Raw genomic sequence first — 12,572 nt, 5'->3', positions numbered from 1 at the left:
TGCATATTCCTAACAATATCAAGCTCCCTATAATCTCAAATTATAGACACAAAAAGAGCCCTTAGGCTCTTTTTGGAATTAAGTTTAACTTCGAGGGTTTTATATAGGCGACGTAGACCTAGTTCTGCGATTAATGCTGTTGACTGGTCGTTGTCATGTTTTGCATATTCTTAGCAAGAGCAGACACTCTACAATCTCAAGCTGCCTGTAATATCAAATTATAGACACAAAAAAAGAGCCCTTAGGCTCTTTTTGGAATTAAGTTTAACTTCGAATTAACGACGTAGACCTAATTCTGCGATTAATGCTGTGTAAGCAGCAACATCTTTACGCTTTAAGTAGTCAAGTAATTTACGACGTTGACTAACCATGCGTAGTAGACCACGACGGCTGTGGTGATCATGGATGTGCTCTTTGAAATGGCCTTGAAGATGGTTGATTTGTACTGTGTACAATGCAACTTGAACTTCAGATGAACCAGTATCGCCTTCTGAACGACCAAATTTTGCTACAATCTCAGCTTTCTGTTCTGCACTTAGTGACATAACGTACTCCGATATTTTGTGGTTATGTGAATAACCTATTTTAAGTATTACTGCCGATCACTAATTCAGCAGTAAAGTGAAGGCCGAATTCTACGGACTTTTTCATTCTGGTGCAACTATAAACATGATCAATTTTACGCTTTTTATTGGTTATTTATATGATAATAAAAGTAGGCTGTGTCATTAAGATATTTTAATGAAGTGAACATTTAATATGGCATATAGCGTCTATAACGTTGAAGGACGATAAGGAAGTAAAAAAGAGAAAGATAGAGAACGGCCTTTAGTATTCAAAAGCCGTTCTTTTTATCATTAACGTAATGGTTTTAACAATGCTTTAATCACTGTGCTTAAACTAATAAAAACAACTAGTACCGCCAATAGTGGTAATACGATGAACATCATAGGATGCCATTGTGTTGGTAGCTCAAAGCTCCACGTCATTAGGCCAAATAATATAATTTCAGCAGCAATAGCAGCAACAAACCCACCACTTAATGCCAATAACCCATACTCAGCCCACAGAGTATTACTAATACGCTTTTTACTTGCCCCTAAGGTGCGATACAACGTAATTTCTCGTTTACGTTCGTTCAAGCTTAAACGTAATAACGTGAAAATAAGTAAAATACCTGCTAATACACCTAAAGCCGCTAAACCAGTTAAAGACCAAGAAATCTGCCTTAATAGACCTTGCACCTTACTTGCCATTGTACGAAGATCTAATAAAGTCACCGTCGGATATAAACGAGCAAGTTGATTTACAAAGATCGTTTGATTTTCTTCTGCTCTAAAACTAACCATCCATGTTGCAGGTAAATCAGCAACGGCATCTTTACTAAAAATGAAGACAAAATTAGGCTTCAGGCTTTGCCATTCAACAGCTCTAAAGGAATTAACGGTTGCAGTGAATGGTTGACTATTCACTTCAAAGGTCATTTCATCGCCTAATTTTATGCCTAGCTCTTCAGCAACTTCTACCTCAACAGACACTGTTTTTTCACCAGTCCATTCACCTGCGACTACTTCGTTGTAAACAGGTAATTGATCCATCCAAGTAAAGTTAACTTCACGTTTTAAAATACGTATTTCAGGATCTTCATAAATGGCAAGATCCGTTGTATTTTGCTCTCTAATTTTTGTAATACGCCCTCGAATGATGGCAAAAGCATCACTTCTTGGTAGTTCAAACTTATCTAGCTCTTTTAAGTAATTAGGTTGATCTTCAGGACTAATATTAATAGAGAATACGTTAGGTGCATCAGGCGCTAATGTTTGTTGCCAATCTCCTAGTAAATCACTTTTAATTAGCCAAATTAATGCGACTAACATTAATGATCCAGATAATGCGGCTAACTGCATCATGCTGTTTTTGGGAGACCTACTAATACGACTTAAAGCTAGACTAAATGCAGCATTCCACTTTAACTTACTTATTAACTTTAAAAACTTAAAGCTTAAAGAAGCCAATACAACAAATAAAACGAGCAAACCTATTAAGACCATCCAGACTTGTATATTGGTACCATAAAACATGGCCAATGCCGTTAAGGGCAGTAATAATAACCACCAGCTTTTTTTGGAGTATTGTACTGCTTGTTTTTGAATAACATTAATCGCTGGGGCATCTAATAACCGTGTTAATGGAATCAATAAGGCAGGTAACCCAATACAAAGCGCGACCCCAATGGCAAAGATGAAAGGCTGTGCGCCTACACTTGGTAGTTCTTTTGGTAAAATACCTGCGAGTGGAATACGTAATAAATACTCTAATAGTAGTCCTAGAGAACCGCCGAGAACAAAAGCAACGGCAAACATAATCAACACTTGTGTTGTTAACCAACTGCGTACCCATGCTCGACTAGCCCCCATGCTTTTTAACATAGAAACAGTTTCACTGCGATTTCTGACGTAATGTAGACAGGTTAAAATAAGGGTTACAGCAGCCATTAAAATAACCATTAAAATGGTTAAAGATAAATATTGCTTTGCTTTATCCATTAATCTGGCCGCACGGCTTTCTCTGTTTTGATCGACCCATGATTCACCAGGTTGTAATTCATAACTTTCTTGAAAAGCAGCTAAAGAAGTTAAGTCTCCATTAAGAAATAAGCGATAACGTACTCGACTCCCTACTTGAATTGCACCTGTTTTATCTAGATCGCTACTATGAATAAATAAATTGGGGATACTATTAAAAGGGTTATAAGCTAACTCTGGCTCATCATCAATCACCCCCGTAATTGTCAACTCCGCATCCCCAATAGCAATTGAGTCCCCTATCTCAGTTTCTAAAATAGAAAATAATCTAGGAGAGAGCCATAGTTCACCAGGCTTCACTTCATGTGTCACAACCTCGTTACCATCACGTAAATTCAACGCGCCACGCAGTGGATAACTTGTTTCTACACTTTTAACAGTGACTAATTGTAATTTTTTTTCACTAAATGCCATCGTTTGAAAGCGACTTTGCGATGAAATAGTGAGTCCGGCAGCTTCTGCTTTATCTACTAGTGATGGAGAAATAGGATTTGATGATCTCATGACCAAATCCGCAGCTAATAACGCGCGACCTTGATTCGTCATTACTTTTTCTACGCGCAATGCCAACGTAGAAAGTGCAACAACACAAGCAATGATCAAGGTTAATGCAACCATTACAGGCCAAAGCTGACCGGTCCATATCTCTCGCCAGCTCCAGTTTATTATCATTTTATTGGTTTTCATGCACTTTCCTGACATTGACCATCGTTAATAATTAGCGTGCGTTGACAACGCTCAGCGAGGTTTGGATCATGTGTAACTAACACAAGAGTAGTGCCCTGTTCTTTATTCATAGCAAACAGTAACTCAATCACATGTTGTGCCGTTTTATGATCTAAATTACCCGTTGGTTCATCGGCAAATAAGATTTTTGGGCGTGTAACAAACGCTCTAGCTAGTGCAACACGTTGCTGCTCACCACCTGATAGCTGGGTTGGTAAATGAGTTTCACGTCCAGCTAAGCCTACTTCTTTTAATAATGCTTTAGCTTTTTGGTTATTGCTACTTTCATCTTCATTACCACGTAAAACCATTGGTAAAGTAACGTTTTGAAGCGCATTTAGAGAAGGGATAAGTAGGAAATTCTGGAATACAAACCCAATAGATTCACTGCGCATTTTCGCACGTTGTTCATCATCCATAGTAGAAATGATAGAACCTAAGATTGAAATTTTTCCTGATGTCGGCTGGTCTAATCCAGCAAGTAAACTCATTAATGTTGATTTACCAGCACCTGATGTTCCCATAATGGCAACTGATTCACCGGCATTGATGTTAAAGGAGATCCCCTTTAGGATAGATAGCTCGTTAGCATTACTAATGACTGACTTAGTAATATTTTCAACACTTATAATGGATTGGCTCATGATTAAACTCGTTTCCTTATTATGTACACTTTTATTTTCATCTATCGTCAACAGTAACACGTTACTGATTGTTGGAGATAGTTTAAGCGCAGGTTACAAAATGCCAGTAGAAAATAGCTGGCCGGTATTATTACCAGAGAAATTAAAACAACAAAATCAAAATATTAAAATAATAAACGCCAGTATTTCAGGCGATACTAGTGGTAATGGTTTGGCACGTTTGCCAGCATTATTAACCAAACATCAACCTGACTATGTGCTACTTGAATTAGGTGCAAATGATGGTTTGCGTGGATTTTCACCCGATATCGTCAGTAATAATCTAAGTGCAATGATTGAGCAAGTCAAAACAAAAAAAGCTCAACCTATTTTAATGCAACTTAGAGTGCCAACAAACTATGGGAAACGTTATGGTGATGCATTCTCTAGTATCTACCCTTCATTAAGTGAAGAAAAAGGTATCCCTCTCATGCCATTTTTCTTGGAGTATGTCATTACTAAGCCTGAATGGATGATGAGCGATGGTTTACATCCCAAAGAGATTGCACAACCATGGATCGCTGAATTTATTGCTACAGAGTTAGGAAAAATAATAAAATAGTCAGCCCCAAACTAATAAAAATATAGCGTTGATGATCAAAATGCTTTAAAAATGAATTACGTTCGTTAATAGAGTTAGGATCATGATCAAAAATCAAAAAACAGCAACGCTGTTTGCTTTATTAGCTGTATTAATGTGGTCCACTGTGGCCACTGCTTTTAAAATTACCTTAACTTATTTCAGTGCCTTACAAATGTTGCTTGTAGCAAGTTTGGTAAGTAGCGTTGTATTACTTATTATTTGCTATCGTCAGCAGAAAATAAGTTTACTTAAAGCAAGCTTCATACAGCGCCCTTACTTTTATCTTTTAATGGGGGCAATTAATCCTTTTTTATATTATTCATTGCTTTTTCAAGCCTACGACTTATTACCCGCGCAACAAGCACAGTCCCTTAATTACACCTGGGCTATTACGCTATCTTTATTAGCCGTTCCGGTATTAGGACAGAAGTTACGACGTAACGATGTTATTGCTATTGCTTTAGGCTATTTAGGCGCGTTAATCATAGCGACTAAAGGTGACTTACTGGCGCTTGATTTTGTAAGTCCTTTAGGTGTTACATTAGCTTTACTAAGCACGATTCTTTGGGCTTGTTATTGGATATTTAACAGTAAAAATGATGCAGACCCTATGATTGCATTATCATTATGCTTTTTATGCAGTTTGCCTATGATCATACTCACCGTCTTAATCTTCGATGATATTTATATAACCGCTTGGCAAGGTTGGCTAGGGGCTATTTATATCGGTTTATTTGAAATGGGACTTGCCTTTGTTGCTTGGTTAACCGCACTTAAATATGCAGAAAGCACCAGTAAAATAAGCAACTTAATATTCATTTCTCCTTTTGTTTCTTTATTGTTACTTAGCCAGATAATTGGAGAGACTATCTACCCTGCTACCGTGATTGGTCTCATATTAATCATAGTCGGACTGTTCATTCAAAAACGCGCTTGATTCGCCTCTTACCCTCTTCTGTAGAACGACAAGTATTACTTATCGATTAACTTAAAATAATTATTCAACTATATTTCCTAACCCTCTGGTCAACTTAATACACTTACATTACAATCAAAAAGACTCTAAGTAATTGTTTTAATTAAAGGCACTTGTTTTTAGGTAGTTAAAATTCACATTATACGGTCATATTTATTCAATAATATTGTCACACAAGGTGCTTATTATGCAGCCTTTCAATTGAATAAATATTCAATCAACTTATCACCACCACACACTATGCATGATTTTGCTGGCTGTTTTGGTTTTTTAAATATATTTAATAAGAAAGAATAGAGGGATTTATGAATAAAAGTTTATTAGCAGCAGGTATAGCATTTGCTCTTTCAGCACCAACACAAGCCGATATTTTCATTTCAGAAATTATTGAAGGTAGTAGTAATAATAAAGCGATTGAAATCGCTAATACTGGAACTAATGCAGTCACTCTCACGGGCTATACTCTAGCTCGTAGTACTAATGGTGGAACGTCATTAGAAGATTTAGCAACAAACACTTCTTTTGATTTAAGCGAAGTGACGATTGAAGCCGGGGATGTATATGTATTAGCGAATACAAATGCAAACGATGCAATACTAGCTGAAGCAGATAGTACAGTAGGCGGTAGCCCATTAAACTTTAACGGTGATGATCCAATTGCCTTGTTTATCAATGGCGTTGCACATGATGTTGCTGGCGAATTTGGCGATGTTGATTGGAATCCAAATGTCACATTAGTACGTGCTTTTGATCAAACACCAAAAACAGTTTACAACAGTGCAGATTGGCAAATCTTAGCAACAGATGATTCAAGCAACTTAGGTAGCATTAGTGAATTAACTGAAGCCACTCAAGCAACAGCACCTGAATTTGATGCTGAAGTTACCATCATGCAACTACAAGGTAACGGTGAAAGTTCACCATTCACCGATCCTGATAACTTTAAGTTTGACTCAGAAGAAGTGTTTAAAGTAACAGGTATTGTGACACACATCCAAACGGCTTCTTTAGGCAGTGACTTACCTGTTGGATTTTTTATGCAGGATGCAACGGGTGATGGTGATGTAACAACATCCGATGGTATTTTTGTAAGTTACAGTGCAGTATCAGGTTTAGACTTAACAGTAGGCGATGAAGTAGTTGCTTATGGTCAAGCAACAGAGTCCTTTGATTGGACACAACTTTCAGCTGAATTTGTAGAGACAACGGGTAGTAATAGCCCAATGACGGCAACGACATTAGAAACGTTAGACACTGATGATGATTTTGAAGATACCTTAGAACGTTATGAAGGTATGTTTATCGAGTTAAACACTGGTTCTGACATGAAAATCACACGTACTTTTGGTTTCGACTTTGGTAGTTTCAGAAACAACATGGTACTTTCTCATGGTGATATTAACCGTCAGCCGAACCAAAATAACAACCCAGGATCAGCAGGCGCAATTGAACAAACGGAAAATAATGCTTTAAATCGTCTATTTATTGAAACAGCGACAGAAGCTGAAGATGGAGTCGTGCCTTGGTATGAAAACTTCGGTGCAGATAACGGTACAGGTACAACCGATGATTATTTACGTGTTGGTGCAACGGTTGACGGTATGCAAGGTTTTATTGGTTACTCATTCTCGGAATTCCGTTTATATGTTGATAATCAATTAACAGCAGAAAACTTTGATCATGAAGGTGTCGATCGTACAGTTGCACCTGTTATTGAGTCTGGTGACCTAAAAATCGCTACATTTAACGTATTGAACTACTTTAACTCAGAAGTGGGCGGTGCAGAAAATCCAAACGGTAGCAATCGTGGTGCTGACAATGCAGATGATTTGGAAGTGCAAACAGCCAAAATTGTCGCAGCATTAGTTGCGCTTGATGCTGACTTTGTAGGGTTAATGGAAGTTGAAAATAATGGTTTTTCAGAAGACTCCGCAATCGTTGCGTTGGTAACAGCATTAAACGAAGCATTAGATGAAGATAAGCAATACACTATCGCGTCTAGTGAAGACTACGATTACATCGGTACCGATGCCATTACTAATCAAGCCATCTACCGTGCTAATAAATTAAGTTTAGACGAGTTTGATGTGATAGAAATGCCACAACAACATGCACCTGAGACTGGTTCTGAATCTGGTGATAATTACATGCGTGACGCGGTAACGCCTACTTTTACAGTGGTTGGCACAGATAAAAAACTAACGATTTCTGTTAATCATTTAAAATCTAAAGGCTCTACCTGTTATGAAGATGTTATAACAGATGAACAATTAGCCGATACTGATTTACAAGGTAGTTGTGAAAACTTCCGTGTATCTGGTGCTTTCCAATTAGCTAATTCTTTAGCGGAGAAAGAAGGTTACACCATGATTGTGGGTGACCTAAATGCGTATGCAAGTGAAGACCCGCTTTTACTATTAACCAACCAAGATAATGCAGAAACAGGTTATGAACTTAAGGCTGCAGCTTACACTTATATTGGTGGTGACAGTGATGAGCTAGGTGAAGAGTTACATGGTCCAGATGGTGCGACATTAACTGAGAGTTATGGATATATCGATACACTAGCTAAATTTGAAGAAGAGGGTTTAAGCTACTCATTCAATGATGAAGTCGGTACATTAGATTACATTTTAGTAGATGAAGAGCTTGGCGAACTAGTCGTTGATGCTGCACATTGGAATATTAACTCAATAGAAAGCGGTTTATTTCAATATGATTACGACTTTGGTGATGTAAACATTTATAACGATGCTTACCGTTCATCAGATCACGATCCTGCTATCATCGTTTTAAACTTCGGTATAGAGAGTGATTTAGGTGAAAGTATTTCATTACCAAGTGAACCTGTTTCATTGCCCGTTCAAACAACAACGATTGATGAAGATGGTACATTCACTGTAGTTGTTGATCTAACCGCTTCTACTTTCAATAGTTTACAAGTAGGCACCAATGTAAATACAGTTATTTCAGAAGTTGAAAGTTCGCGAGCAGCAACAAGCCAAACGGGTTCAATTGACTTAACTGAAGAGCAAATAACACAAGGCTGGGCAACGGTTGAAGTAAAAGAGATTAGCGCAGGAGATGTAACAGTATCTAGCTTTATAGGTGATGAATTAGTTGCAACAAACGACTATACGTTAACGACAGAAGAAGATACTGAGAATAACGCTGATGACACAAGCGGTGGTAGTAGCAACATATTTACATTGCTATCACTACTAGGCTTTGCTGGATGGCGTTTAAGACGTCGTCAACAAAGTTAAAGCAACTGCTAAAACTTAATATATATTAGCAATTAATATCAGCCCTTTATGTGTTTCTCATAAAGGGCTTTTTATAAGGTGTAGATCCCTCACTGTAATTTAAACCTAGTATTTAAATCAGATATTTAAACTTAATATTTAAGCCAAAACACGATAATAACTAATACAACCTTATTAATATGAAACACCCGATCTACAAAACACATCAACTAAATAGTTTTTCAATTTACAGTCATATCAAACATACCGATAGACGATTAACGAAGTTAATCTTCGAAAGGCCTCAATTTACGCCTTAAACTAAGTCATTTTTCCTGCGCGAAATTTAGATCACTTATTTAATGTAACCGGCATAACGATTTTTAAAAGGTATGAAATTACTGAACAATAGCAACGGACAAAGTAATCGAAATAGCAAGGAGATTTTAAATAAGAAGTTGTTAGGTAAGGCTATTCAGATGAAGCGATTGTAAAATCTAATCTATGAAGTGTATTGCCTATAATCATTAAGTAAAAAAAAACACCAATCATGACAATTGGTGTTTTATATTATTCGAATATTGATTCGAAAATTAAAGTTACTTTTTAACTCTACGAGATACTAAAGCTAATAGACCGAATGCAAAGATAGCAATAGTAGAAGGCTCTGGTACATCAACTACTAGTGATGCATTGTTAAATCCAGCACCTTGGAAAACAGTATCAGCACCAAATATAACAAAACCATTGTTTTCTGTATCGCCGTTTACCCAATCTTGAATAATGCTAGTTACATCAACAGTGTAAGTTTCAAACGAGTCAGTCTTAACGTTATCTACCACTACAGATTGGTTAGTTGAAGCAGCTGCATATTCAAACAAAGGTAAAGAACCAGACTCATCATCCCATGCACTTTCAACTTGTCCTAATAAAATACTTAAGTCATTAATAGTGTTAAGACGAGAAACAAAATCAATTTCAAATAATGCAGAGAACGTTGAAACATTAACGATATCTGTTGTTAAGTAACTTAAATCAAAATCAAAGAAAGTTGCAATACGTAAACCTTCTTGAGATAAGTTAGCTCGTTCTCGTGCAATCACTTCATTACTAGATAATGAACCACTATTAACAGAACCAACTGAATTAACGTCACCGTCTAATGAAACACTAACAATAGTGTCTGGTGTTGTAGTAATTAATGAAGCTTGTGCACTTGTCGCTACCAATGCAGACATTAAGTAAAAGCTAGTTGTTACAGCAATCAAAAGTCTTTTTGAATTTAACATATGTATTATCCTTTGGTTCATTACCCTCAATATAATATTAGTAGGTAATGTATAAACTATTACGAAGTATCTCTAACATGGTATAAAGCACGAACTATGCCATAAAAAATACCTATTTGTTTTCAATAAGATAATTAAGTTTATTTATTCAATTAATTAAAATGGTAAAATAATTCGACACCTATTTCGGGTTATTTTTTAATTTAAGCCCCTATAAGTCATATTAAGCTTACTTTGATGTATGAATAGTCGACACTATGCTGCTAGATAAAGTGATTGATCAAATATCGCCCTATTAATTTATTAAGCCATTAACCTATTAACCTATTAACCAAGTACTTAAGCTTTGTAAAAGAAAAAACAACACAAATTCAACCTGAAAAACCTAGATACTCCTGAGTGCACATCATTTACTTAAAATTAATTTACGATAACAAAATAGAGTGCGTTAAATAAAGCCATTAATAGCGTTATTAGAGAGAACCAAAAACTATCCACTCACCTTAACAATGACAGGAAAAACAGCCTAAGATCTATTTAGATAGCTTAATAAGCGTTATTGAGCTCAATAAAGTAAACTAATTAAATTAAGTTGATGAATCATTAAGATAATTTAAGAAGGTGACAGGTAAAAAAAGAAGATAATAGAGCAAAGATTAATAGTTACTCTCAAATTTTTAGATATAAAAAACTATAAGCAGGTTCTTTTATGAAATTGGTGCTCGGAGACGAACTGGAACCGTCACGACCAAAATTAGATGCGGGATTTTATTATCAAAGGCCAGAGAATCTCAATTACATTCAGCTTGATATAACTTAAACACTTATAAACTGGCTTATAAACCGAAGGTTCAAATTTTAGATATAAAAAAACCAGCTATAAGCTGGTTCTTTTATGAAATTGGTGTCCGGAGACAGACTTGAACCGTCACGGCCAGAATTAGATACGGGGATTTTAATATCAGAGTTTGCAGAATCCCGATTGCATTAAGTTTGATATAACTTAAACACTTAGAAACTGGCTTATAAACCGAAAACTCAAATTTTAGATATAAAAAAACCAGCTATAAGCAGGTTCTTTTATGAAATTGATCCCCAGAGGCGGACTTGAACCATCACGACCAGAATTAGATGCGGGGATTTTAATATCAGAGAGCGGATATATTAGAGGCTCAAATTTTAGATATAAAAAAACCAGCTATAAGCTGGTTCTTTTATGAAATTGGTGCCCGGAGACGGACTTGAACCGTCACGACCATAAGTCGAGGGATTTTAAATCCCTTGTGTCTACCGATTTCACCACCCGGGCAAAGATTGTAATGGAGGCGGAACCCGGAGTCGAACCGAGGTGGATGGATTTGCAATCCACTGCATGGCCACTCTGCCATTCCGCCAAAACATTTGGAGCGGTACACGAGACTCGAACTCGTGACCCCGACCTTGGCAAGGTCGTGCTCTACCAACTGAGCTAGTACCGCATCACTATGTTTATCTCAAGAAGAACTAGTAGACTGTTTCCCCTCTCGATGTGTGCGCATTCTAATGATTCTTCACAATGAGTCAATAGAAATTATCACCTTTTTTGCTTCTTTTAAGTTGTTCGACGTTTTTTTAGGCGAAGCGTTTAGATATTCGCCAATTTAATCTATATTAATCTGTTTTTAGTCTTTCTTTAATCTACTTTGCTTTCATTGCTCTTTTTTAGCAAAGGCCATGCTGCCTTTAAATAAACTATCATCGACCATAATGTTAATGCAGTAGCAACATATAAGAAAATAAAGCCTACCCATTCCATTACAGGTGAATATTGCCAAATTAATAAAAATAGCGCTAACATTTGTGATGCTGTTTTCACTTTACCGATCCAAGAAACAGCGACAATCCCTCTTTCACCTAATTCAGCCATCCACTCTCGTAGTGCTGAGATAATAATTTCACGGCAAATCATAATCATGGCAGGAACCGTTATCCAAATAACCGCATAATGTTCAACGATCATGACCAATGCAACAGCGACCATTATTTTATCCGCAACGGGATCTAAAAACGCACCAAAAGCAGTTTGTTGATTTAAACGACGAGCTAAATAGCCATCTAACCAATCAGTCATACCCGCGAGCCAAAAAATAAATGCCGCGGCAGGTGCTGACCATTCTGCTGGCAGGTAAAATATAACCACAAACACGGGGATCAAAAGAATTCGAAAACTAGTCAGTATATTGGGAATGTTAAGCATTAATGTATCCTTTAAGGTATGCACGCTTATTTTGGCACTTTATGCTTTGTATTTGCAAACCCTTAACTCATAAAATAAACAATTAAAATGAATGCTTAGCACTAGGATGTGTTTTTTAACTGTTTTATTTAGAGCATATAAAAGTTAATGAAGATATTGCTCAATTTATCGGATTTTTATCCGATACCGATTACATTAAATAAGTGATCTAAATTTTGCGCAGGAAAAATGATTTAGTTTAAGGCGTAA

The 12,572-nt window shown here is 36.6% G+C and carries 8 protein-coding genes and 3 tRNA genes; 3 read left to right on the top strand and 8 right to left on the bottom strand.

Annotated elements, in window-relative coordinates:
• Positions 1 to 275 precede the first annotated feature (275 nt).
• The 3 genes from rpsO to V6255_RS17345 all read right to left on the bottom strand — a co-directional run bounded on the left by rpsO (position 276) and on the right by V6255_RS17345 (position 3,955).
• Positions 276 to 545: a 30S ribosomal protein S15 gene (gene rpsO / locus V6255_RS17355; protein WP_025563525.1), complete on the bottom strand. Its 270-nt coding sequence runs from the start codon at positions 543 to 545 to the stop codon at positions 276 to 278.
• Between the two features lie 312 nt (positions 546 to 857).
• Complete coding sequence (locus tag V6255_RS17350) at positions 858 to 3,272, bottom strand: ABC transporter permease (protein WP_341629271.1); 2,415 nt, start codon at positions 3,270 to 3,272, stop codon at positions 858 to 860.
• Entirely contained in the window at positions 3,269 to 3,955 is a 687-nt protein-coding gene (locus V6255_RS17345) for an ABC transporter ATP-binding protein (protein ID WP_341629270.1), read from the bottom strand. Before V6255_RS17345 ends, V6255_RS17350 begins: the two co-directional genes overlap by 4 nt.
• Here V6255_RS17345 and tesA point away from each other — a divergent pair.
• From tesA to V6255_RS17330, 3 genes are all read left to right on the top strand, one after another.
• On the top strand, positions 3,954 to 4,556 hold the full coding sequence (tesA, locus tag V6255_RS17340; RefSeq protein WP_341629269.1) for a multifunctional acyl-CoA thioesterase I/protease I/lysophospholipase L1: 603 nt from the start codon (positions 3,954 to 3,956) through the stop codon (positions 4,554 to 4,556). The two genes, V6255_RS17345 and tesA, sit on opposite strands and share 2 nt — an antisense overlap.
• Positions 4,557 to 4,638: 82 nt before the next feature.
• Positions 4,639 to 5,514, top strand: coding sequence for a DMT family transporter (locus V6255_RS17335; protein WP_341629268.1), 876 nt, complete (start codon positions 4,639 to 4,641; stop codon positions 5,512 to 5,514).
• A 344-nt stretch (positions 5,515 to 5,858) separates the two neighbouring features.
• Positions 5,859 to 8,819, top strand: coding sequence for an ExeM/NucH family extracellular endonuclease (locus V6255_RS17330; RefSeq protein ID WP_341629267.1), 2,961 nt, complete (start codon positions 5,859 to 5,861; stop codon positions 8,817 to 8,819).
• A gap of 578 nt (positions 8,820 to 9,397) precedes the next feature.
• Here the strand turns inward: V6255_RS17330 and V6255_RS17325 are convergent.
• The 5 genes from V6255_RS17325 to pgsA all read right to left on the bottom strand — a co-directional run bounded on the left by V6255_RS17325 (position 9,398) and on the right by pgsA (position 12,323).
• Positions 9,398 to 10,087, bottom strand: coding sequence for a DNRLRE domain-containing protein (locus V6255_RS17325; RefSeq protein WP_341629266.1), 690 nt, complete (start codon positions 10,085 to 10,087; stop codon positions 9,398 to 9,400).
• Positions 10,088 to 11,310: 1,223 nt separating this feature from the next.
• Positions 11,311 to 11,396: transfer RNA gene (locus tag V6255_RS17320), tRNA-Leu, on the bottom strand.
• Positions 11,397 to 11,407: 11 nt separating this feature from the next.
• Positions 11,408 to 11,481: transfer RNA gene (locus V6255_RS17315), tRNA-Cys, on the bottom strand.
• An 8-nt stretch (positions 11,482 to 11,489) separates the two neighbouring features.
• A tRNA-Gly gene (locus V6255_RS17310) sits at positions 11,490 to 11,565 on the bottom strand.
• 194 nt (positions 11,566 to 11,759) lie between these two features.
• Positions 11,760 to 12,323 (bottom strand): CDP-diacylglycerol--glycerol-3-phosphate 3-phosphatidyltransferase, encoded by a 564-nt coding sequence (gene pgsA / locus V6255_RS17305; protein ID WP_341629265.1) that lies wholly within the window; start codon positions 12,321 to 12,323, stop codon positions 11,760 to 11,762.
• Positions 12,324 to 12,572: the final 249 nt, after the last annotated feature.

The organism is Psychromonas arctica (assembly GCF_038155225.1).
Classification (GTDB): Bacteria; Pseudomonadota; Gammaproteobacteria; order Enterobacterales; family Psychromonadaceae; genus Psychromonas; species Psychromonas arctica_B.
This window is presented reverse-complemented; position numbering and strand designations above follow the sequence as displayed.